The following is a 22,705-nucleotide window of genomic DNA, read 5'->3' on the forward strand; positions in this document are numbered from 1 at the left end:
GAGTTTCTGTGATTACAAACGATGTCCATCTTGCAACGGTGCCGCACTGGATCGCTGGCGCCCCCTCCGGCTCGACGAACGGGCGGAGGTCGGAGGTTGTCGATCCAGCCACGGGTCACGTACTGAGGCTTGTTGAGCTGGGCGACGCTGCTGTCGTCGACACGGCTGTGACCAGCGCCCGAAGCGCTGCGGGGGCCTGGGCTTCGACCCCGGCCCCCGTCCGCGCGACGACTCTGCACCGCTTCCGCGCCCTGATGCTCGAGCACAGTGACGAGCTTGCATCGATCATCACCTCGGAGCAGGGGAAAACCCTCGCAGACGCGAGAGGGGAGGTCGCCCGTTCTGTCGAGGCTGTCGAAGTTGCGATATCTGTAGTGCAGCACCTCAAAGGTGAGTACGCAGAACAGGTCTCCAGGGGAGTTGACACATACTCGTTCCGCCAGCCGCTCGGAGTGTGTGCTGGTATCACCCCATTCAACTTCCCCATCATGGTGCCGGTGTCAATGTTCGCGGCCGCGATCGCCTGCGGTAACTCGTTCGTGCTCAAACCAAGCGAGAGAGTGCCATCCGCCTCGGTGCGGCTGGCGCAACTGCTCGCCGAAGCCGAGCTACCCGACGGTGTCTTCAACGTCGTGCACGGTGGCGTTGACACGGTGAACGCGCTGATCGACCACCCGGACGTCGCTGCCATTTCCTTTGTGGGCTCGACCCCGGTTGCGCGTGAGATCTACAGCCGTTCCGCCGCTGCCGGCAAGAAGGTGCAGGCACTGGGTGGAGCGAACAACCATATGGTCGTCATGCCTGACGCCGACCTGGACGCAGCAGCGGACGCACTGGCGTCGGCTGCATACGGCGCCGCCGGTCAGCGATGCATGGCCGTGCCCATCGCGGTAGCGGTCGGGGAAATCGCGGACGAGCTAGTTGCCAAGACCGCGGAGCGGGCCACCGCCTTCCGTACCGGACCGGGGAATGACGAAGGCACCGACATGGGCCCGCTCATCTCAGAGGTCGCCATCGAACGAGTCAGAGGTGCGTTGGAGGCGGCACCTAGCCAAGGCGCAAACGTCGTTGTAGACGGCCGTGTCAACATAGCGTCCGAAGCCGGCTATTTTATCGGCCCGAGCTTGGTCGACAACGTAAGCGTCGACAGCGACCTCTATCAGAAGGAGGTGTTCGGACCGATTCTGAGTGTGGTCCGCGTCGATGATCTCGACGAAGCACTTCGCATCGTGAACGCCAGCCCATATGGCAATGGTGCGACCATCTTCACCGCAAGTGGAGTGGCCGGTCGCCGATTCGTTCACAGCGTCCAGGCCGGAAGCGTCGGGATCAACGTTCCCATTCCAGTTCCGATCTCTTGGTTCGGATTCGGAGGTTGGGGTGACTCGCGGTTCGGCGATGACGGACTCAACTACGATGCCTATCGCTTCTACACCAAGTCCAAGGTGGTCACCCAACGTTGGACTGAACCCCGAATGGGCGTGTCCCCGCATTTCGTCGCCGCGAGGAATCAATGACGATGATCGATCTCTCCCCATCCTCGCCTTCCGAAGATGCTCGGGAAGAGGGCACTCCGCGGCTGGATCATGTGGGGATACTCGTCCGCGACCTCGAGTTGGCCACCACACGTTGGCAGAGCAGATTCAACGTCAGCATCGCGCACACTTTCGAGGCCCCCTCTCTCGCCATCCGCGCGACGTTTCTCGCGATAGCGTCGGCCAATGTCGAGCTATACACCATCGACGATCCGGACGTTCGCGATCTCGCGCTGGGTGGAGCCTCGGCAAAGCTCGACCACATTGCGTTGCGGTTCGACGGAAACGCGAGCGAGCTCGATCTCGCTGGATGCACGATCCGCGGGCCCGGACGACCGGACCCGATCGGAGCTCCTTTCCGCATCGCCGACTCAGAGCATGTATGGACCGAGCCACCTGGAATCGACATACTGCTACAGCTCATCACCCCGACGGAAAGCACACCGTAGCGCTGCCAACGTTGCCTCCCGACGGTCTCCACCATTTGTGAATGTGGGGGAGAAACCGGGGCCAGAACTGCACCGCCATTAGGCAAGTCAACGAACACAAGTGGTCACCCGGTACCCGGTACGCCGATCACCGGGATGCACAACCAATCCGATGCACACTCACAAGAGGAGAGACCAATGGGACGCATGGACGGAAAGGTCGCCCTGGTAACGGGTGCGGCACGTGGAATGGGACGGGCACACGCAATCCGGCTCGCTGAGGAGGGCGCCAATATCCTCGCCATCGACTGTCCGCCGGACACCGGACTCCCGTATCCGACCGGATCATCTGATGACCTCCAGATCACTGTCAAAGAGGTCGAAGCACTGGGACGACGAATCATTGCACACGAGGGAGATGTCCGGAAGCAGTCGTCGCTCGACAAACTGGTTGCTGACGGCGTAAAGGCATTCGGTGGTCTGGACGTTGCGGTCGCCAACGCCGGGATCTGGACCGTACACCCGTTCCACGACATTCCTGAAGACGAATTCACAGCTGTTCTGGACGTCAACATCACCGGAGTGTGGCGCACCTTGAAGGCAGTGTCGCCGGCGATCACGGAACGGGGCGGCGGCTCGATCATCGTGACCTCTTCCGGCAACGGCGTAGAAGGGTCACCCCATTACGCCCACTATGTCGCGTCGAAGCACGGCGTAATCGGGCTGGCGAAAAGCGCTGCGCTCGAGTTCGGTCAGTACGGAATTCGAGTCAATATCTTGCTCCCGGGGCCGACTGATACTCCAGCCCTCGACTGGCAGGGCGGGTATGATCTCTGTGCAGGTAAAGGCCCCGGTCAGGGTGTGAAAGAAGACCTCGAAGGCGCGAAGTACTGGTCTGCCCTTCGCGATGTCGGGTTGCTGCCACCACGCGCCATGAGCGAAGCGGTGCTGTGGCTTGCGTCCGACGAGTCTCGATGGACAACCGGACTCGAGATGCACGTTGATGGTGGCCATATGCTGATGCCGGGACTGAACATGGCAAAGATGGCCGCCGATCAACCACAGTGACAACTCGACCTATCTTCGACTGGAAGAGAACCCACTTCCTGAAGTCCGCATTTTCCATGCGCGACAAAGCTGAATAGAACAAATCGATCGCAGCGAACCGGTTTTTTTAACCAGTTCGCTGCGATTGCTCTGAACGACCCAAACTAATCGCTCTTCGAGCGGCCTCTCCATTCCAAACCGAATACCGTTCTAAGCCACACTGTGGTGACCGTCTCCACCATGTCTTCGGTGCGAATTGCATTCTCGCTTCGCATGCTCATAAGTCCCAGGTTCCGTTCGCCCATCCAAATGAGCGCTGCCGCCAGTGAACGAGCCGGTGGTCCATCAAGAGCCACACCCGCAGCTCTGTCGCGCTCGATCGCAGCGGCCGCCGCATCGACAAAACGACCCAGTATTTTGTCCCACTGGGCCCCCAAAGTGGGTTCGGCCGCCGCTGCATCACCGACCTCGCGCAGGACGTGTCCATGCCGCTCCCACACGACCATGACCTCCGACACTGCATGCTCGATTGCAGCCTCAGGAGAAATCCCGGGAGGTCGCTCGAAGATCATTGCTGATGCAGTGAACACATCGGCCGTCACACTCGATAGAAGCGCCGAAAGAACCTGCCATTTAGATTCGAAATAGAAATAGAAGGATGAACGCGACAAACCCGCTCTCTTGGCAAGGTCATCAATCGAAACGTTCCGCAACGGCTCGGTGCGCAGAATCTCATATGCGCCCTCGAGGATTGCTTGCTCGCGCCTGTCACCCTTGAGATTGCGCCTACCAGTCCGGGGTTCGGATCCGTTGAGACCGTTTGAGAACGAAGTCGCCATGCCTACAGAGTAGGCTAGTTCAACCTGCATATGTAGCCGGGGGTGCGGTGACCGTCCACGATTTTCCATGCTGCATCGCCCGAGATGGCCTCTCGGATTGCACGGCAGTTCGGTAGAACTATCGGGGGCAAATTCCCAGTCCCGTCTTAACCAAGTTGCAATACAGATACCGATTTAATGGTCATGTTGATAGTCAAAGACTGGTGCGGAATTGGTGACTCGGCACCCATTTCGCCACTCGGCAATCCATGTACTTTCCGTGGAAAGTCCTCGGCTCGCGCGAGCGTCAACCACCGACGGCGCAGCGTCGAGTCGGCCCTCGTCCTCATTGCGTAGGCAAGCAACTGGCCAAGTGCCTCGACTGTACGTTGATTATACTCGACACATCGTCTATTGTACGTATGTGAACCACGACGGGCAACGTTCATCGGCACGCTGGCGAGACCCGCTCGCGTAGTAACTCGTAATTCAGGTCGGTACGCTCACTTGCGCGACGCTCTTTCACTTCCCGAAGCGCTGGCGCATCCGTAGCCCTCCTGACGCCAACGCCAATCCAGGAGAAGTCGTTTCGATGTCATCAAATCTTGCGAACAATCTTGTCGAGACTGCTCGGCTACTGGGCGATCGACCCGCGATCCGGCTTGATGAAACCACCTTGGATTATGCAGAGTTCTATCGTGCCGCTGCGGCAGTGGCGGGCGACCTGCGTTCGCGAGGTATTCGATCCGGCGATCGGGTCGGCATCGTACTGCCGAACGTCCCTGCGTTTCCGGTCATCTTCTACGGGATTCTGATGGTGGGCGCCGTCGCAGTTCCGATCAACCCCATGCTCAAGGAGCGTGAGATCACATATTACTTGGACGATTCTGGGATGGCTCTCATCTATGGCTCGCGGTCTCGCGGGGATCTGGTTGCGAAAGCCGCACTAGCGAAGAAGATTCCCGCGCTGTTGGTCGACGACCGTGGTCCGAGCGACGCTGATCTGACTGGGAACCCGATCGATGAACCTGTGGAGCGTAGCCGTGACGACACCGCAGTTCTTCTCTATACCTCTGGGACGACGGGGAGTCCTAAGGGAGCGGAACTCACCCACGAGAATATGTCGACCAATGCTTCGACGACTGCTGAGACTCTGATTCAGACCGGGTCCAGTGACGTCATCTTGGGGTGCCTGCCACTGTTCCACGTGTTCGGCCTAACCTGTGGGCTGAATGCCGCGGTGAAGTCAGGAGCGCTCCTGACTCTGATCCCCAAGTTTGATGCGGAATCAGCCCTGCGTGTTCTGGTTCGAGATGAGGTTACAGTGCTCGAAGGGGTCCCCACCATGTACTCCGCGATGCTCAACTCTCCCGAGGCCGACTCCGTCGAGCTATCCCATCTTCGCTGCTGCATCGTAGGGGGGGCGCCGATGCCTGTCGAGGTCCTAAAGGCGTTCGAACAAAGATTCGGATGCGAGATTTACGAGGGGTACGGACTTTCTGAGACCGCACCCATTGCTTGTTTCAACCAGCCCGGACACCCACGCAAAGCTGGCACGATCGGGATTCCCGTGCGCGGATGCACGCTGCGGCTAGTCGACGACGGCGACAACGAAATTGTCGGATGTGATGAGGCCGGAGAGATCCAAATTCGCGGTGAGAACGTGATGAAGGGTTACTGGGCTCGTCCGGCTGCCACCGCGGAGGCCATAAGCGACGGTTGGTTCCGCACAGGAGACATCGCCACACGAGATAGCGATGGCTACTACAGCATCGTTGACCGGAAAAAGGACATCATTATTCGGGGTGGTTACAACGTGTACCCACGCGAAGTGGAAGAGGTTCTGTACGAGCATCCAGCTGTTGCCGAGGCAGCTGTTGTAGGTATCAAACACACGCATCTCGGGGAGGAAATCGGAGCTGCCGTATCGCTCAAACGCGGAGCGCACGTCGAGCCGTCTGAGATAATCGAGTTTGTTCGCGCCAGGCTCGCCGAGTACAAGTACCCCCGGCAGATTTGGTTCGTCCCCAGCCTCCCGAAAGGACCGACCGGAAAAATTCTTCGCAGGCAAGTTGATCCGCCGACCGTGGGCTGACTCTAACAGAGCGCATCTCATGGCCCGGCACGTCCGTCGCCAGGCGCGGCGCCGCACGCAGCCCGACTGATCACCGCACACCCTTCCGCGCCACTCGAACTATCGACCGCAGCTGATGGTCAGTATGGCGGGGCGGGTGGCTTGCCGAACTCTGCGCCCCTCGGCGCCGTTTCGGTAAGCATACGAACGCGAGAGCAAGGGCGGTCCGTTCCTCAATTGACAAGTGCCTTCGCGAGTGAAGCTCAGGTTCGGAACTCGTCCTTTCCGTTCTTACGACATCGAGGTGCGGCGGCATCGGCTAACTCTGCACGGGTCGAAGCGGGACGAGTAACTTCGAGTGGACAAACAATCGACACGGTTCGGCAAACCGAGGGCCTTCATGATTGAGTTTGATCCCTACGCTACCCGTCCGGATGTGGCCGGGTCGGTCGCCGCAGACTTGGCGGCGGCCGGGTTCGCCGACGCCGCGGAGATCGGGCACGGGGGTTTCGGGGTCGTCTACCGCTGTCGGCAGACTGCGCTCGATCGCACCGTGGCCGTGAAGGTGCTGACCGGGGACCTCGACGAGAACAGCCGTGCGCGATTTCTGCGTGAGCAGCGTGCCGCGGGTCGGCTGACTGGCCATCCCAATGTCGTTAACGTCCTGCAGGTCGGAGTAACTGAGAACGACCGGCCTTATATCGTCATGCCCTTCTATGCCCATGACTCTCTCGATGCCTGGATCCGAAGACGGGGTCCGCTGACGCTGGAGGACATGCTGCGCGTGGGCGTCAAGATCGCTGGTGCCCTCGAAGCCGCGCACGGCCTCGGTATCCTCCATCGTGACGTCAAGCCGGCCAATATCTTGCTTACCGATTACGGGGAGCCCGCGTTGACGGACTTCGGTATCGCGCACATTTCGGGCGGATTCGAAACCACCGCCGGAGTTGTGACCGGATCGCCGGCCTTCACGGCACCCGAGGTCATTGCCGGTGGCGCACCGAGTCCGGCCGCCGATGTGTACGGTCTGGGTGCGACCGTGTTCGCCGCCGCCACCGGGCACGCCGCGTTCGAGCGCCGGAGTGGTGAGCAACTGGTCGCCCAGTTCGTTCGGATCACCACCGCGCCGACGCCTGACCCGCGAGAGCACGGCATCGCCGACGATGTCAGCACCGTGATCGAGGCCGCGATGGCAAATGATCCTGCCGGTCGTCCATCCGTTGAGAAACTGGGTCAGCAGCTGCGGCACCTGCAATACGAGCACGGCTTTCCGGTCGACGAGATGGCCGGCCGCACCTTTCACGACGAAACCGACGACAGCGCCTCGGGTCACACGCCACCGGCGCACCCACCGCACGATGATGCGCCACCCCATCCGGGCCGTCCAGGGACGTTGCCGCTGGAGTTGACTAGCTTCATCGACCGTCGTGAAGAGACGGCGAAGGTCACTAGCCTGCTGTCGACGACCCGCATGGTGACCTTGACCGGGATGGGAGGTGTGGGCAAAACCCGTCTGGCGCTGCGAGTCGCCGGTCGAACGCAATCGCGTTTCGCTGATGGTGTGTTCCTGATCGAGCTGGGCGAGCTGCGCGACGACTCACTTCTCGTAGCCATGGTGGCGGATGCGCTGGGTCTACGAGACCGAGCCGCGAGGCCAATTCTTGAGGTCCTCACGGAATTCCTCGCCCCGCGCGAGGTACTGCTCGTTCTGGACAACTGCGAGCAGGTGCTCGACGTGGTCGCGAAACTCTCCGAAGCGCTGCTCCGCACCAGCCCGGGCCTGCGGATGTTGCTGACCAGCCGGGAGCCGATCGGTATCAGCGGCGAAATAGCGCTGCCGATCGCCCCGCTTGCGGTACCCGACGCCGACCATCTGCCGAGACGGCTGCCCGGAAACGACGCGGTGGCACTGTTCGCCGAGCGGGGCGCCGCGGTCCTGCCCGGCTTTGAGGTCATCGACGGCAACAAGGTGACCATCGCCCGGATATGCCAGCGCCTCGACGGCCTGCCGTTGGCGATCGAGCTGGCCGCGGCGCGACTGCGGGCGATCTCCCCAGATGAGATTCTGCAGCGACTCACCGACCGCTACCGGTTCCTGACTCGCGGACGCAGAGACGCTCCGTCACGGCAACAGACCCTGCGGATGTGCATCGACTGGAGCTATGACCTCTGCACCCCCCTGGAACAACTGATGTGGGCTCGCCTGTCCATGTTCGCAGGTAGCTTCGAACTCAATGCGGCCGAGCAGATCTTCGGGCAGGACCCGACCGTTGACGACTTCCTGGACACCATCACCTCTCTCGTCGACAAGTCGATTCTCATTCGAGAACAGTCGGCTCCGGTCGCTCGGTTCCGGATGCTCGAGACCGTGCGCGACTACGGCCGGGAGAAGATCCGTGCCGACACCGACTACTCCGAGCTGCGCACCCGATACCGAAACTGGTACGTGCAGCTGTCCTCGGACGCCGAGGCTGACTGGGTCGGTCCGCGGCAACTCGAGTGGCTGACCCGATTGGTCGCCGAACTGCCGAACTTCCGACAGACACACGAGTTTTGCCTCTCCGAAGATCCCGAGTCCGGGCTCGGCATGGCCGCAGCGCTGTTCCCTCTCTGGTTATCGCGCGGTTTATTGACCGAAGGACGGCGCTGGATCGATCGGCTCCTGGCGCAGTCGCCCCGCACCGTAGGCGTTGACCGCGCCAAGGCAATACTCTGGGCCAGCGTGATGGCCGGAGTGCAGGGCGACCTGCAGGCATCGATCACCCTGATCCAAGAAGGACGGACACTTGCCGATCGATCGGCCGATCCTCTGCTGCAGGCGCACATCGACCTTGCCGAAGGTTACCGGGCCTTTTACGGCGGCGACGTCGAGTATGCACAAATCCATTTCGAAGCCGCACGACCAACCTACGCCGCCGTTCCAAGCGCACTTGCCCTCCACATCCTCTTGTTACAGGGTCTCGGGTTCGCATACGAGTTGCTCAATCACACCGAGCGCGCCATCGAGTGTTACGAGAGTGCACTCGCGGTCACCGAAGAGCACGGTGAAGCAGTGCATCGGTCGTACTTGCTGTGGGCCCTGGCCGTAGTGGTGTGGCGACACGCCAATACCGAACGGGCGAACGAGCTACTCCAACAGGCGCTCCGCGCTGCTCGGAAAGTCAATGAGCGGCTCGTCATCAGCATGTGCCTACAAGCACTCGCGTGGATCGCTGCCGAGGAAGGTGCTTTCGAACGAGCCGTGGTGTTGACCTCAGCTGCAGAAAACCTCAGCAATGCCATGGGGAGTTCCCCGATGTTCGTATCTGGGTTGGTCCAGTACCGCGAGAGATGTGAACGGGATACTCGGAGGGCGCTGAGCGAAAAGGTATTTGCCGCGGCTCAGAGAAAAGGGAACAAGCTGGGAGTGGAGTCCGCGGTCGCCTACGCACTCGGTGAGCAAAGTCCGGCGTCATACACACCGACCACTGGACAGGCCGGTCCGACTAAGCGGGAGCGTGAGGTTGCCGAGTTGGTCGCCGAGGGGTTGACCAATAGAGAGATAGCGTCCCGCTTGACGATATCTGTGCGTACCGCGCAGGGGCACATCGAACACCTTCTTGCCAAGTTGGGCTTCACCTCGCGTGCCCAGATCGCTGCATGGGTGGTGGAATCACGGCGAACCATGCCCTGACATGCTTTGGTATGGGCACTCAGTCTCTACAGGCACCCGGAAAATTCGTGACGTTGGTCGATCAGCGTTCAGGTAAATACCTCTCAGCGACTGCGGCGGAGGAGTGTTACGCGGGTGGTCGTATTCGCAAGCCATGCGAAAAACCAACCTCATAGTTTACATAATAATACTTACCGGATAATGGAAAGTATTGTCTGCCAGCATAGTTGGCAGACACGCACTGCAGAAATGGTCGTATCGCTGTGGGGCGCCGCATCAAGGATCAGTCCTTCACGGACACGTCTGCGCTTCTATCGATTCTGCCGGTACGAATGCGCCCGCGCCCGTCACGATGGATCGTCGGGTACCGCCCACAGGCCGGAGCCGGACCGTCGGCCCGTGTCGGGGATCAGTGCCCGGAGCCGGGCGGCGTCTTCGCGGAGTGTCTTGTGCAGGTGGGGTCGGACGTCTTCGGCGACGTCTGGTGGTAGTGGGCAGCCTTGGTGTACGAGGTCGGCGGTGTTCTCGATGAGCCGCGCCGCTCGCATGAGGTGTGTCGTGATCGAAGTACTGGCGGGCGGTGCGTTCGGTGATGCGCATCTCGGCCGCGCCCGTGATGAACTCACCCGCCGCCATCCCCGACCAGAACGTCTGAAAGATCTCCGGAACCATCCGATGAGAATATTTCGCCATGTGCAACACCCTTTGATCAGTGGTGTTGCGATCACCGCACGAACCCAAGGTTCCTGTACCGAGACCGCAGGCAGGGGGATGAGGAGGTCCGGGCGTTCCTCGCGGCCCGCGAGGCCGCCATCAACGTCGGAATCCCGGACGAGGTGGCGGTGTACCAGCTGGCTGACCAAATGATCCGGGAACGGGACCAGCAACGACTGGGATAAACCCTGCAGGTAGCGGTGCGGCCTCGGAAGTGTCCGACGAGTCCGTTCGTACCCGTCAGATCCGTCGAGGCGCGCACCGCGGAGGTGCCGGAGACAGCAGGTCGATCGTCGACTCGGCCCCGCAGCCGCATCGTGTACAGAGCAACAGGCCGCCACACACCAATCTGCGGAACCCCGCAGATCAGGACCGGGAACGGGTCACCGGTCTGGGCAGTGAGTGGCGACCTGTTGCTCGTCGCGATCGTCACCGTAGATCGTCCCTCTGACAAAAATGGGTCGGAACACCGGCGCCCTAGATGCGCCAGCTCCTCGAATCCCTGCAGATGCTGGCCGCGGACCAGCCTGTCGAGGACAAGGCGGCAGCACGCATTTCTGTCCGAATGCGTGCCCGCGCCGAGGGAAGCTGCCGCACACTGCGGAAACAGGTCGCCTACGCCGAAGAGTTAACCGCACTTCTCGCCGGGCGCTCACCCGCGATCGCTGAGCGGCGGCCGGACGAGGTGCGGGCCGATGCTTCCCGGGCATAAAGCCCCACCGACCCGCACCACGCTCTGTGCCCCGATGTTCGAACGGGGAACCTGCTGGGCAGACACACCCGAACCCTCCGAGCGGGGCAGTGCCGAGGCTACCACTCGCTCGAACAGGTGTGCGAAAACTGCGCCAATCGGCGCCATCTGGCCCCAACGGCAAACCCGTTGGGGCCAGGCCAGTGCTTGGTGGGGTGGGAGGGCTGCGGGTGCCCAGCAGCGGCGACCGAGAACTCTGGGCGCCGCCCTACCACCAGCCTCGGGTCTGGCAGTGCGATCCCGCCCTGATCCGGTGCGCAAGCCCGTCTGCTGAGCGGGTGTCGCGTCCGCGCACTCGTCTGTCGGTGCCGATCCGTAAACTCGGGGTCGTTCTGTTGAGCATCCCCCCAGATTTTGCTCGCAGAACACCCCCCAGTGGCCCGGCATCACCCCCCGATGCCGGGCCACACCCATGCGGAACCAGACGACTCACCGAGTGCGCGTTGCCATCTGCAGACAAAGGCCTTGAAACGGGTCTTGACCCGGGGTTATGGCACGTCCACTTCGCTTCGGTCCGAGGGCGTTCACCCCACCGCCCCCGACATGTGGTTACCCCGGGTTACATCTACCTCTTCTGTCTGATCCGCTTCGCTTGTAGGCTTCCGCGCATGACTGACAGCGGACGTGAACTCGATCTCGTCATCTACGGAGCCACCGGGTTCGTCGGAAGACTGCTCGCCGACTACCTCGCACGCACCGCCCCGGATGGTGTGCGGATCGCTCTCGCCGGACGGTCACACGCGAAACTCGAGGCCACCCGCGCGGCGCTCGGGCCCCGCGCCGCCGACTGGCCGATCATCCTCGCCGAATCCAGTGACGCCGTCGCGCTCGCCGAACTCGCCTCCCGCACAAAGGTTGTCGCGACCACCGTGGGGCCCTATGCGAAGTACGGCACCGAACTCGTCACCGCCGCCGTCGCGGCCGGCACCGACTACGTCGACCTGACCGGGGAGGTGCTGTTCGTCCGGGCCAGCATCGACGCCCACCACGACAAGGCCCGCGCCAACGGTGTCCGCATCGTGCACTCCTGCGGCTACGACTCGATTCCCTCCGATCTGGGCGTGCACGTACTGCACCAGAAAGTCCGAGCCGACGGCGCCGGGGAATTGACCGACACCACCCTGGTCGCGTCGCTGAGCGGCGGAGTCTCCGGCGGGACGATCGACTCGCTGCGCACCCAGATCGACCTCTCCCGGGGCGATGCGACACTGCGCCGCCTCGCCGCCTCGCCGCCTCCCCGTACTCGCTCAGCCCCGACCGGACGAAAGAACCCGACCTCGGCCGACAATCCGACGTCGCCGTCGTCGACGGCACCGACATCGCCCCGCAGGTCCGCGGATGGAAGGCCCCGTTCGTCATGGGCTCCTACAACACCCGCACCGTGCGGCGCAGCAACGCCCTCCAAAACTGGGCGTACGGGCGGACGTTCACGTACCGGGAGGTGATGAGCGTCGGCGATTCGCGCCTGTCCCGCGTCTACGCGGCCGGTGTCGCGGCCGTCCTCGGCGGGCTCGTCCTCGGTCTCAGCGTTCGGCCCGCCCGGTACGTCCTCGACCGCATCCTCCCCGCCCCCGGCGAGGGCCCCAGCGAGAAGACGCAGCGCAACGGCTACTTCGCGATGGACATCTACACCACCACCACGACCGGCGCCCGGTACACCTCCCGGGTGGCGGCGCAGGGCGATCCCGGATACCGGGCCACCGCGGTCCTGCTGGGGGAGTCGGCGCTGAGTCTGGTGCTCGACCGCGACCGGCTCCCCGACGAGGCCGGTGTCCTCACCCCGGCGACCGCGCTCGGTGACGTGATCGTCGAACGTCTGCGCGGGGCAGGGGTGGAGATTTCCGCGCGCAAGCTCTGATGCGCCTCGCAGACCTCGCCCACCCAAAGCCTTCCGATGGCACGCACTGCCAGCCTTACGTGCAATGAGGGTAGTCAGGTCCGACGTGTAGCCGTTCGTCGGGCCAGGTGGTGCGCGAAGACCTTGCGGGAATGGAGTTCTCGCGTCAGTGCGATCCGCTCCTCACCGCGCGGCGCCGACGCGTTCTCGTGCGGTTGCGGCCGCTTCGGCGACGGAGCCGCGATGGATCGGCCCGTGTCCGGGCAGGAGAATGTCGGCGTCCAACTCTCCGATGATGCGCAGCGACTCGGCGGCCGTGCCGCGGTCGTGGTCGAACCACTGCGGCAGCAGTTGGGGACCGGAGACCCGTGAGGTCAGGTGCCCGGTGATCAGGGCGTCCCCGGAGATCACCACACCGCGCTCGGGAAGGTGGTAGATGGTGTGTCCGGAGGTGTGGCCGGGCGCGAGAACCGGGACCGGGGCACCCGGGCAGGTCAGGGCGCCGGGTACGGGCATCGGGGTGGGGGAGTCGATGCCGTACTTGGCCGTGCCGCCCAGGCGGATCAGCTTGATCGCCCACGGCAGGACTCCGGGTGCCCAGATATTGCTGAGCACGTCCCAGGGGGTTGCGACCTCGTGGCAGTCCCGGCGGGCGTGAGCTACCTCGTCGGGGTGGACCAGTACCGGCGCCCCGTAGGTGTCGCCGAGATACTGTGCGCTGCCGATGTGGTCGACGTGTGCGTGGGTGATGAGCACGGCCTCGATGCCGTGCGGGTCCCGCCCGATAGCCCGGATCGATTCCTCGACCTCGCCACGCTGACCCGGGTACCCGGTGTCGATCACGGTCAACGCGTCGCCGTCGGTGAGCAGCACCCAGTTGACCATCTCGGAGTGCACAAAGAACACGCCGTCCGCGATTTCGACGGGCCTCATCGCGTGACCTCTTCCGGCCTGCCGAAGCCCTGTCGCGCGTCTGTCGTGACCTGAGCGCGCGACATCCGGCCGTAGTCCATTCCGTCGTCGTCGACGAGCGTTTCGTGCACCGATCCGACCCCCATGCAGTCTCTCCTCCTGTGTGCTTACTCCAGCGGGCAGGGTACGTGGTCGAGGTGGCGAGGGGTTGGCGCGGTGGCTAGGGGTCGGATCCGTCGCTGTGCGATGGCCGTGTCGCTGTGTCGGTGCAACCGGCGGTGTGGACTACCCGACGGCACCAGATCTGGAATACTTTTCCGCTCAGCGGTTTCGGTGTGACCGGCGGGGACGGGCATGAGGAGGTCGTGGCGCCTGAGTTCGTGCGATGTGACTGTGGGCACTTCTTCTCAACTTCGGCGGCACGTAGCCTCCTGCCCGATGCCTGGCATGCGGTCGGGCCACGTGTGGCGCCGTGGGAGCTCATGGTCGCACGGGCGGTCTACGTCTACGGCCATGTCGGGACGTGCAACGGCCGTCGCCATGCCGCGTGCCGTCACTGCCCCGGCGAGTCGGCACTGAGTCCATCGGCTCCCTGACGAGGCAGGTCGTTCTCACTGAGAAGGCATTCGGAAACTGGTCACGCCCGCGCGAGGCGTCGGATCATGACACCGATCATGGCGATGTGAATGACGGCCTCGTGGTGGTCGGGTCGATTCTCGTAGGCGCGGACACACCGACGGTGCTTGACGATCCAGCCGAAGGTACGTTCGACCACCCAGACCCGGGGACGCACGTGGAATCCGGTGCTGCCGGGTCGGCGTTTGATAATCTCGACCCGAAGGGCAAGACCGCTTTTCGCCCAACTGAGCAGTCGTCCAGGGTAGCCGCCGTCGGCCCAGATGAGTCGGATGGTGGAGAAGCTGCCGCGCAGTGCGGCGAGCAGCCGGTGGGCGGCGTCGCGGTCCTGGGTCGACGCGGCGGTCACCACCACACCGAGCAGCAGCCCGGTCACGTCCACGGCGACGTGGCGCTTGACCCCGTTCGTTCGTTTCCCGCCGTCCCATCCGCGACGGGATCGGGGCACGGTGTCGGCGCCGGGCACGGTCTGCGAGTCGATGATCGCCGCGGTCGGGCAGCGGTCCCGACCGCTGCGCACACGCAGCCGATCGCGCAGCGCGTCGTGGATGCGTCGCCACACCCCGGCGTGGACCCAGCGGGCAAAGATCCCATACACCGTCGATGCGGGCGGGAACTCCACCGGCAGCTGCCGCCACGCGATCCCACCACGAACCACGTAGAGAATCGCATCCAGAATCAGCCGTCGGCAATACTTTTCGGGTCTGCCACCACGACCGGTGGTGTTGCCCGGTGGCGGCAGCATCGGTTCCAGCACCGCCCACTGCTCGTCGGTCAGCGAGGAGGACGAATACACCGCACACCGATGCCCCGGCGAGCAGGGTGGGCACGACGGACACGGCGCGATGGACGATGCTGACATGGTGGGCTCCTGGGTACGGGCAGCGACTCTTCATCCCTGACCCAACCAGAAGCCCACCCCTACCTCTCCAGAGCGCACGGCCCGTCGTCACGAGTTCTCGAATGCGTTCTCAGTGAGGAGTGTGTCGGTGTGGGCGTGGCGCTGGGATGTCTGTCGGCCAGGTGGCTAGGGTCGGGGCGGTGAGCGGTAGCGAGCGGGTGGTGATGTTCGACCTCGACGGTGGGTTGGCGGACCTGTCGGCATTCACTCACCTGTTGACCGTTGGTGACTCAGGTGGGAGCCGCCGGCAGGCGTGGCAGAGGTTCTTCGCGCAGGTCGGCAGGCCGCGGTCATCGAACCGGGCCGGGATTTGGTGGAGGCCGTGGCCGGGATGGGGTTCGTTGTGGTGTATTCGACGACCCGGCCGGTCTCGTGCGCGGAGCAGACCCGGTTTTGGCTCGGCGAGAACGGATTTGCGCCGGGACGGGCGTTGCTGCACCGGGTTGGCGGCGATCACCGCGCCGCCGTCGAGGTGAAGGCCGGTCATTGTCGGGCCGTCGGGTCGTGGTTGTCGGCGTTCGTCGACGACGAATCGGAGACTGTGGAGGTACTGCGGTCCGGCGGGATGCGGGCGCACTCGTTCGAGGTGTTGTCCGGGCTCGGGGTGCGGAAGCTGCGAGCGACGCTGACCACCTGGACACCTGGCACCCCGACCGGTCGCGGGATGCACCGACCACGGGGCCATGGTCGCCGTGGTGCGCCGCACCGCAGGCGGGCGCGGTGCACAGGTAGCGAACTGAGGTGCGTGCCGCCCGTATTTGGTGGGGCACTGCTTCGTCGCACGTATCCACGCAATCCGGCGGGGTCGTCGCGCGGGCGACGGTCTGTGGGTAGGCCACGATCATGCCCATGCCCGATACACCGAGGAGGAACCATGGCGGAATCGTGCCGGGGGCGCGGGTCCGGGTGCGGGCGGGCGCCGACGGGTTCGGGCGGGCGCCGACGGGTGGGGTCGGTGGTGTGGTCGACGATTACGCCGCCGAAGCGGGTGCGGGCGGGCAGGTACCCGGACCTCGACGGTGGATCGTGCGGGGGATGGGTGCTCTCGAAGGGATGCGTCCTGGTTTCTGGTCTGCCGTAGATCGATCGTGTGCGAGTGGGTGGTGTCGCTGGGCGGTCAGTGGCGGTCGTCGTCATCGATCCAGTAGGTGAAGGTGTATCTGTTGACTCCGGGTTCATCGGTGGTCAGGATCGTCTGGAGGGACAGATCGGACCAGGTGTGGATGCCCTGGGACCGCAACTGGGCAACGGCCTGTGCCTCCACGTCTTGTGGAGCCGAGTCGGTCGGCAGCTCCAGTGACACTCGTTCGATACTCACCGGGGACACAGTAGGGCAGCGACATGAGCGACCGGTACTGGACCGGTCCAGAGGACCGGCCGCACGAGGTGACAGCCGTGGAGGGGTCCGCGGTGCCGGCCGGATGTCGGTGTCGGCGCCGCACGTGGCGTCCCGAACGTGGACGACCGTTCTTGGCGGACAGAGAAGTTCGACTTGTTCATGTGCGTGTCGGTCGCCGGTATCGGGTGCGCCGATGGGTCGGCGCCCTGACCCGAGCAGCGAAGAGACCGGTGTCGGCGCGCGGTGGTATGCGCGCCGGACCGAGCATGGCACGATCGGGGACGTCGGTCGGGAGTTCCCGCGCCAAGGGGTGTCCGCGTGAGGGTGGCGACGCCGGGTGGTTTGTGGCGCAGCCCCCGCCACCGATGGGTATCAGCTGGCAGGGGCGCTACACGGTCAACGTGCATGTAGTGACGAGCGGCGCATCAGTGATTTTCGTGAGCAGGAGTGTGGAAGCCCAGGGAATGTGATCGGGATTCCTCGCGCAGCGTCCCGACGTCATGCCGTCGTATAGATTCCGGCAGCTCCGAATTACCGACCAGTAAGTGCGATTTCGGAGTTGCCTGCGGTGCGTGAACTATCCGGTGGGCGCGGCTGAGCCTGCGATCGACGCGAGCCTGCGAACGGGTGTCGGCGGTGCCGGAATCGGTGTGGTCCGCTTTGCTTCGGCTGGCTGGCGGGATTCGGCATCGATTGATCGGGAGAGGATCCTGCAGTGTTGGCGGATTATGTGGTGCCACAGCATGTCCGGCAGTCCTTCCGGGCGGTCCGCGCAGTCGAGGGTTGCAGGAGCCTGCTCGCCTACCGTTGTCACTGACGGCCACTGGCCCCGGTTGATCCCGCTTGTGACCGGGGCGGAGACCCCCGCGTGATCTGTGACGGCGCAGCGAAATGCGTGGGTGGCATAGTTCCGACACCCGGCGGTGTGACGTAGAACACAGAGAATTCTGTGGGAGAAGCCTGGCGCTCGGGGGTGTTCGGTTGCAACCTGAGTCGAGACCCACACCTCAGGACCCGGATGCGGGTAGGTATGGGTGTCGGTATTTCGGCCGATGTGCTGGTGTCGAAATCGGTCCACTGTATGTGGTGCATCATCACCGATGTGGCAGTCGGAAAACCCCGGCACGTGAGAGAAGGGTTGTGATGGCACGGATCACCGAGAACCTGGTCGCTGATCTGCGCAATGCGTTGCGGGTCAGTGTGGTTGGCACCGTTCTCTACGCGGGGTTGGTCATGGGTGTGGTTGTGGTGGCGGTGTGGAATTTTCCGATGCCCGGCGTGTGAGCTTGTGGTGACGTGTGGTCCGTCGCGCCGGCGCCGGTGGTTGATCCCGTGCGTCGTCGTGTGTGCATCATCCGGGCAGTAGTTCGGTGATTGAGCTGACGGGGAAATGGGTTGTGCCCGTGGGTCCGGGATCGGTGATCGACGCGCGGCACCTGCGCCCGGCGCCCCGGTGGTGTGGAAGGAACGGCGAATGCTCGGAACGGGTACACGCGCGATGGTCGGCCTATTGGTGGTGGCGCTGGTCGTGGTTCCCGTCTCGTTCGGTGTGGCGGCGCGGGCGGATGTGAAGGCCCGCCGCCTGTCGGGGTCGCGGGGCGTCCGATGCGAACGTGGGTCGATCGGTCGCGGACGTGGACGATCGGTGCGATCGGTGGCGGCAGCTCGCAACGCGGGCGTGGCTGATCTGCGGCGGCGCCTCGCTGATCGTGGTGGTGGTCGTGGGTGTACTGATCTGTGTCGGGTGAGGACGGCGTGGACCGGGACCGCGCGAGTGCTGCGTGCGCAGCTGATGGTGCGGGACGGGGGTGAGCTGCCGACGTCGAGCCCGAGTCTGAAGTATCAACGGAATCAGAAAGATCGCGCGGCACCCGTGACGTACGCACTCGATGGCGCCCGAGACGCGGTGCAGTGCAGGTGAGCCGAAGCGGCCCGGTCGGAGTGTATTCCGCTCCGGCCGGGCCTCGCCGGGGCGTGTAACAGACACTGCGGCGCGCGAGCCTCGACCGCGCTCGTCATTTCGATGCGTAGTCGGGCGAACGGCGCGCTCGAGTCGGGCGGTGCAGGTCCGCGTCGGTGCACCCGGGGGGTTGGCCTGGCTTGTGTCTCCACGGGCGCTGACAGTCTCGGTGCACGGGTGTGGGCCAATCCTGCGTGGCCAGTGGGGGTTTGGCTGCCGGTGATGGAATCGGAAACCTGCACGTGATGTGTGCCGGTGCGAGGGAAATGGTAGATCCGCCGGCGCGGCGCCTCCCGGTTATGTGATCCATGACACATAGGTTCTTCGGGTGAGCGGTGGCGGATGATCGGAGCCCGCCGGTCCGGGAAGGACGCCCGGGATCCGGCGTTGGGGCAGGGGCGATTCGGTACCTGACCGACCGACTCGACTCCGATCCAGGTGACCCCCGGAGGGGGTCGCGGAGCGCCAGCAGCAGGAGACGGTTGTCGCTCACCCGATCACGGCCGCGACAGGATCCTCCCGAACTCCGGCACCCCAGCAGGTTTCGGCGCGTACCGGTCGGTACGACAGGGCGCGGAAACCTACCTGATTCTCGAAAATAGGTATATGAACACGTAATTCGGACGTTGCCCGTAGCATCCGTTGCCGAGATGTTATAGAGGTCTCGTTTGACGGAAGCTGTCACTGCACACCGTACGCGGCGACGCACCGCAGGTGCAGTTGCCTGGTCGAGATTGTACTTCACCATCTCGACCAACTGAGGAAACAATCATGGGTAAGCACAGGGACCAGAGTGTCTCTACCGCAGGACGTGTGATCGCAATTGTCGCCGGGGCAGGTGCTCTCGCCACGATCGGCGGAGTAGCGCTATCAGGTACGGCCAGTGCGCACGACGCGTGGGAGACGCCCCGAGGGTGCGGCTGGGAGTGGCCTGTCGATGGTCCAGTGTCGCAGGGGTTCCACGTCGGTCACGATGGTACTGACTTCGCCGTCAGGGTGGGTACCGTGCTGCATGCGCCGACCTCCGGGACGGTCTCGGTTGCGGGACCGAACGATCCTGGCGGATACGGGACCTACATCCAGCTGGAAGCGGATACCGGCGAGCAGATTCAGATGGGTCACCTGTCCGAAACGTGGGTCGGCGTGGGGGATCACGTCGATGTCGGTGAGGCGATCGGCGCAACCGGCAACACGGGGAGCTCGACGGGTCCACATCTGCACCTGCGCATTCATCGCGGTGGTGCGGTCAACCCCGTGACCTTCCTGCGTTCGGTCGGTGCGTGCGACACAGGGTCGAGCGACATCCGATCCTGATCCGAACCGGATTCCCCCACGCCCGCGCCCGCAAAAGGATGCTCTGTTCGCCCAGCCTGGTTTCGCCTCAAACGTCGAATGCGTGTGCAGAACTGAGGAATAGGCCGCCGCGATGCGCAAGCCACCGGGTTGGCCATCGGCGTGCCAACCGGACTGGCCGAGACGACAGCCTGGGAACACTCGCCAGCGGTTCGCTCGGCTCCACGAACCCGCCCAGCCTTCCCGCTGCGTCGCAGGGGTTGGGCTGGTTCCGGTGGAACGAGCGAACCGCGAGGCGGCGTACTTTCCGCTCCCGACCATTTCCATCCAAGTAATCGAGCCCGTCACACATGTGGCACAACAGCGAGGCAGAGAGATGATTCGCAGGTCCGCGATGGCAGTGGGCACCGCACTCGCGGCGTTGGGCCTCACTGCAGGTGGTGCTTCCGTGGCCCCCACGGTGGCCTCGGCCGCGGAACCGTGTCGGGGCACCTGGGACGTCGTCGTGGGCGGTTTGACCGATAACGACTCGGTGGGATTCCTCAACGAGGACCAGCGCGTCGGGTACAACTCGTTTGACACGCGGTCCGGCGTGAAAGAACTCAACCGCCTCATACATGCTCATGCCCGAGTGTGCCCGCGAGACTTCATCCACCCGGTGGGTTTCTCGGGTGGTGCAGCGGTCGTGCATCTGTGGGCAGCTGAGAACGGCAGAGAATTCCGTGGCAGGGCCAGCATCGTCCTGATCGGTGATCCCAAGCTTTCGGCCGGCCCGGGTGGCGGCCGGGGATTCGCAGCTACCGATATGGGATGGGTGCCGGCCCTCGGCGGTGCGAACAACGACTACGGTGGGTTGCCCGCGCTCCAGGTATGTAACGTGCGTATCAACGGCGGTGATCACATCTGCAACAGCGGCGCCAGTTGGGCTGGATATCTCCGTGGTGTGCACGGCGATTATGTCTTCGATGTGAACGCATACCCAATCGATGCCGAGGGGGCCATCTTCCGGTAGCACCGTCCTCAGAAGATGAGAGGCAACAACGCATCTGAATCAGGTCGGGTACGGAGCGATCGTAAGCCGCGGTCGCGGTGTTGTCCCATGGGGCGTGCCGGCGTCCCCAGTAGCCGAGGTCGGTGGCCGGGCGGGGCGGCGTCCGTCCATCCCCGTGTATCGGTACCGTCCGTCCCTCTGGCTGCCGGAATCGTGCGCGAGATGATGAACACGGGATTGGCAGGGGCGGGCGTCGATATCGCCGGGCGCGGCGCGGGTGCGGGGGTACTCGGGAGCACAAGGCTCGGCTGCCCGGTCGAGGTTTCCGCCGCGCTGATCGTGCTCGACACGGCAACCCTGACAGTCGGTCGCAGCGCGGGTCGGGTGTGCGGCACGCTGGGTGGGGTCGGGCGCGGTGTCGGGGTGCGGAGTCGTCCTCAGGGTGCCAGGCCGTCGGCACCGGTGAGGGTGACGAACTCGGTTCCCGCGGCTCGGAGCTGGGGGAGCGCTGACGCGAGGCCCTCGGCGGTACCGGTTTCGGGGTGGTTGCCGTGCAGGATCACGATGGACCCGGGGGTTGGCGGTGGTGAGGGCGGAGTGCACCGCGGCCGGGGACAGGGTTGCGCCGGCGTCGCCGTTGACGGTGAATCCGACGACTTGTTCGCCGATGCCTCGGACGAGGGCGGCGGCGACGTCGTCGCAGTGGGCGGTGCCGGGGCGGAACCATCGGGGTGGTGTCCCGGTGATGGCGTTCAGGCGGTGGTGGTTGGTCAGGACTTCGTCGACGACCTCGGCGGCGGAGCGGGTGTCGGTGATGGTGTAGGCGGATTTGCCGGTCACCGACAGCGGTAGGTGGCGGGTGCCGTGATTGGCGAGTTCGAACAGTGGGTTCGCGGCCAGTTGGGCGGTGACGGCCGGGTTCGCGTCGATCCAGCGGCCGTTGAGGAAGAACGTGGCGGGGATCTGCTCGCGGTTGAGGAGGGCGATCAGGGCGTTGTCGACGTCGCTGCCGTTCGGGCCACCGCACGCATCGATGGTCAGCGCGATGCGGCGACCCGCGGCCGCGAGGCGGGTGTGCACTCCGCTGACGGCGGTACCCCTTTCGTGCGGGATCGCGGTGGCGTATTTGGCGGCCAGTGCCGCGGGGTCTGCCGGTGGGGGAGCGAGCGGCGCCGGTACCGGCGCCGCCGTGTCCGGGATCGGGCCGTCGGGGAGGCCGGGGATCGGAGCCGCCGCCGACACCTGGGTGTGGGTGTAGCTGTCGAGCGCGGCGAGCACACTGCCGCCGACGAGGCCGAGCAGGACGGTTCGGCGGGTGTGGGCTCGGTGTCGTGTGGGCACCACGGGTGCTGGGGCCTTTCGTGAGCGGGATGGTCGTCGTGTGCCACGTGGACGGTGAACGCGGTGGTGGCACCGGGAAAGTGGGCGGGTGGAGAAGGGGGCGGGATGTTTCATGCCGTGGTCGCGGGCGGCGCTCCGGCCAGGGCCAGGGCCAGGGGCGGGCCCTGGCCGAGTGTGCGGCACCCGCGTTCGAGCGGTGACGACCACCCGATGAGCCGAAGCGGCCCGGTCGGAGCGTGTTCCGCTTCGGCCGGGCCTCGCCGGGAAGTAACAGGACACCGACGCGTGAGCCCCGGAGCGCACCCCGTTGCGTGATGCGCATCGGGGCGGGGCGGTGTGCTCGAGGGGACGGTGTAGTGGGTTCCGCATTCGGTGCACTGCAGTGGTTGGCCTGGCCGGTGCGCCTCCTGTGGACGTAACTGCGGGTGAAATCCTCAACCGGCTCGGGGGCCGCTCGGTGCCACGGTGCGTGCCGA

The 22,705-nt window shown here is 64.5% G+C and carries 16 protein-coding genes and 2 pseudogenes; 11 read left to right on the plus strand and 7 right to left on the minus strand.

Going from position 1 to position 22,705, the window contains the following annotated elements; genetic code table 11:
- Positions 1-11 precede the first annotated feature (11 nt).
- The 3 genes from RHA1_RS41795 (at position 12) to RHA1_RS41805 (ending at position 3,031) form a co-directional block, all read left to right on the plus strand.
- Positions 12-1,517 (plus strand): CoA-acylating methylmalonate-semialdehyde dehydrogenase, encoded by a 1,506-nt coding sequence (locus RHA1_RS41795; RefSeq protein ID WP_081437608.1) that lies wholly within the window; start codon positions 12-14, stop codon positions 1,515-1,517.
- On the plus strand, positions 1,514-1,984 hold the full coding sequence (locus RHA1_RS41800) for a VOC family protein (protein ID WP_011600062.1): 471 nt from the start codon (positions 1,514-1,516) through the stop codon (positions 1,982-1,984). Before RHA1_RS41795 ends, RHA1_RS41800 begins: the two co-directional genes overlap by 4 nt.
- 177 nt (positions 1,985-2,161) lie before the next feature.
- Positions 2,162-3,031 (plus strand): mycofactocin-coupled SDR family oxidoreductase, encoded by an 870-nt coding sequence (locus tag RHA1_RS41805; RefSeq protein ID WP_011600063.1) that lies wholly within the window; start codon positions 2,162-2,164, stop codon positions 3,029-3,031.
- Between the two features lie 143 nt (positions 3,032-3,174).
- Here the strand turns inward: RHA1_RS41805 and RHA1_RS41810 are convergent, their stop codons facing one another.
- Positions 3,175-3,849 carry a TetR/AcrR family transcriptional regulator gene (locus RHA1_RS41810; RefSeq protein ID WP_050787680.1) on the minus strand — a complete coding sequence of 225 codons (675 nt, stop codon included), beginning with the start codon at positions 3,847-3,849 and terminating at the stop codon, positions 3,175-3,177.
- A 571-nt stretch (positions 3,850-4,420) separates the two neighbouring features.
- Between RHA1_RS41810 and RHA1_RS41815 the strand changes: the two genes are divergently transcribed.
- Both RHA1_RS41815 and RHA1_RS41820 read left to right on the plus strand, forming a co-directional pair.
- The gene (locus RHA1_RS41815; RefSeq protein ID WP_011600065.1) at positions 4,421-5,923 is read left to right on the plus strand and encodes a long-chain-fatty-acid--CoA ligase; all 1,503 of its coding nucleotides are present in this window, start codon (positions 4,421-4,423) and stop codon (positions 5,921-5,923) included.
- Between the two features lie 379 nt (positions 5,924-6,302).
- Positions 6,303-9,575, plus strand: coding sequence for a protein kinase domain-containing protein (locus RHA1_RS41820; protein ID WP_011600066.1), 3,273 nt, complete (start codon positions 6,303-6,305; stop codon positions 9,573-9,575).
- Positions 9,576-9,901: 326 nt separating this feature from the next.
- Here RHA1_RS41820 and RHA1_RS45165 read toward each other — a convergent pair whose 3' ends face one another.
- A complete protein-coding gene (locus tag RHA1_RS45165) occupies positions 9,902-10,102 on the minus strand; it encodes a hypothetical protein (RefSeq protein WP_050787649.1) in 201 nt (66 codons plus the stop codon).
- Between the two features lie 647 nt (positions 10,103-10,749).
- Between RHA1_RS45165 and RHA1_RS51030 the strand changes: the two genes are divergently transcribed.
- Positions 10,750-10,980, plus strand: coding sequence for a hypothetical protein (locus tag RHA1_RS51030; RefSeq protein ID WP_050787650.1), 231 nt, complete (start codon positions 10,750-10,752; stop codon positions 10,978-10,980).
- A gap of 647 nt (positions 10,981-11,627) precedes the next feature.
- Positions 11,628-12,877 (plus strand): annotated as a pseudogene (locus tag RHA1_RS41835) (saccharopine dehydrogenase family protein).
- A 162-nt stretch (positions 12,878-13,039) separates the two neighbouring features.
- On the opposite strand, the gene RHA1_RS41840 reads toward RHA1_RS41835, so the two are convergent.
- From RHA1_RS41840 to RHA1_RS41855, 4 genes are all read right to left on the minus strand, one after another.
- A complete protein-coding gene (locus tag RHA1_RS41840) occupies positions 13,040-13,789 on the minus strand; it encodes an MBL fold metallo-hydrolase (protein WP_011600070.1) in 750 nt (249 codons plus the stop codon).
- Entirely contained in the window at positions 13,786-13,914 is a 129-nt protein-coding gene (locus RHA1_RS53080) for a hypothetical protein (protein ID WP_272942791.1), read from the minus strand. Before RHA1_RS53080 ends, RHA1_RS41840 begins: the two co-directional genes overlap by 4 nt.
- Positions 13,915-14,405: 491 nt before the next feature.
- The gene (locus RHA1_RS41845; RefSeq protein ID WP_081437594.1) at positions 14,406-15,200 is read right to left on the minus strand and encodes an IS5 family transposase; all 795 of its coding nucleotides are present in this window, start codon (positions 15,198-15,200) and stop codon (positions 14,406-14,408) included.
- 1,222 nt (positions 15,201-16,422) lie between these two features.
- Complete coding sequence (locus tag RHA1_RS41855; protein ID WP_081437595.1) at positions 16,423-16,623, minus strand: hypothetical protein; 201 nt, start codon at positions 16,621-16,623, stop codon at positions 16,423-16,425.
- A gap of 1,164 nt (positions 16,624-17,787) precedes the next feature.
- Here RHA1_RS41855 and RHA1_RS51035 point away from each other — a divergent pair.
- From RHA1_RS51035 to RHA1_RS41875, 4 genes and pseudogenes are all read left to right on the plus strand, one after another.
- Complete coding sequence (locus RHA1_RS51035; protein WP_041813610.1) at positions 17,788-17,928, plus strand: hypothetical protein; 141 nt, start codon at positions 17,788-17,790, stop codon at positions 17,926-17,928.
- Between the two features lie 190 nt (positions 17,929-18,118).
- Positions 18,119-18,392, plus strand: a pseudogene (locus RHA1_RS53400) (hypothetical protein).
- A 983-nt stretch (positions 18,393-19,375) separates the two neighbouring features.
- Positions 19,376-19,918, plus strand: coding sequence for a M23 family metallopeptidase (locus RHA1_RS53090; protein ID WP_081437596.1), 543 nt, complete (start codon positions 19,376-19,378; stop codon positions 19,916-19,918).
- A 373-nt stretch (positions 19,919-20,291) separates the two neighbouring features.
- On the plus strand, positions 20,292-20,909 hold the full coding sequence (locus RHA1_RS41875) for a cutinase family protein (protein ID WP_050787651.1): 618 nt from the start codon (positions 20,292-20,294) through the stop codon (positions 20,907-20,909).
- 39 nt (positions 20,910-20,948) lie between these two features.
- Here RHA1_RS41875 and RHA1_RS50080 read toward each other — a convergent pair whose 3' ends face one another.
- Positions 20,949-22,232, minus strand: a complete 1,284-nt coding sequence (locus tag RHA1_RS50080; protein ID WP_050787652.1) for a polysaccharide deacetylase family protein — start codon at positions 22,230-22,232, stop codon at positions 20,949-20,951.
- Between the last annotated feature and the right edge of the window lie 473 nt (positions 22,233-22,705).

The sequence above is a fragment of the Rhodococcus jostii RHA1 genome, assembly GCF_000014565.1.
In the GTDB taxonomy this organism is placed as follows: Bacteria; Actinomycetota; Actinomycetes; order Mycobacteriales; family Mycobacteriaceae; genus Rhodococcus_F; species Rhodococcus_F jostii_A.

Bases quoted from the DNA above. Each gene is read 5' to 3' on its own strand.
- RHA1_RS41810 (WP_050787680.1), bottom strand. From the start codon at position 3,849: ATGGCGACTTCGTTCTCAAACGGTCTCAACGGATCCGAACCCCGGACT.
- RHA1_RS53080 (WP_272942791.1), bottom strand. From the start codon at position 13,914: ATGGGGGTCGGATCGGTGCACGAAACGCTCGTCGACGACGACGGAATG.
- RHA1_RS41800 (WP_011600062.1), top strand. From the start codon at position 1,514: ATGACGATGATCGATCTCTCCCCATCCTCGCCTTCCGAAGATGCTCGG.
- RHA1_RS45165 (WP_050787649.1), bottom strand. From the start codon at position 10,102: ATGCGAGCGGCGCGGCTCATCGAGAACACCGCCGACCTCGTACACCAA.
- RHA1_RS41820 (WP_011600066.1), top strand. From the start codon at position 6,303: ATGATTGAGTTTGATCCCTACGCTACCCGTCCGGATGTGGCCGGGTCG.
- RHA1_RS41840 (WP_011600070.1), bottom strand. From the start codon at position 13,789: ATGAGGCCCGTCGAAATCGCGGACGGCGTGTTCTTTGTGCACTCCGAG.
- RHA1_RS41875 (WP_050787651.1), top strand. From the start codon at position 20,292: ATGGCAGTGGGCACCGCACTCGCGGCGTTGGGCCTCACTGCAGGTGGT.
- RHA1_RS51030 (WP_050787650.1), top strand. From the start codon at position 10,750: ATGCGCCAGCTCCTCGAATCCCTGCAGATGCTGGCCGCGGACCAGCCT.
- RHA1_RS53090 (WP_081437596.1), top strand. From the start codon at position 19,376: ATGGGTAAGCACAGGGACCAGAGTGTCTCTACCGCAGGACGTGTGATC.
- RHA1_RS51035 (WP_041813610.1), top strand. From the start codon at position 17,788: ATGGCACGGATCACCGAGAACCTGGTCGCTGATCTGCGCAATGCGTTG.
- RHA1_RS41815 (WP_011600065.1), top strand. From the start codon at position 4,421: ATGTCATCAAATCTTGCGAACAATCTTGTCGAGACTGCTCGGCTACTG.
- RHA1_RS41805 (WP_011600063.1), top strand. From the start codon at position 2,162: ATGGGACGCATGGACGGAAAGGTCGCCCTGGTAACGGGTGCGGCACGT.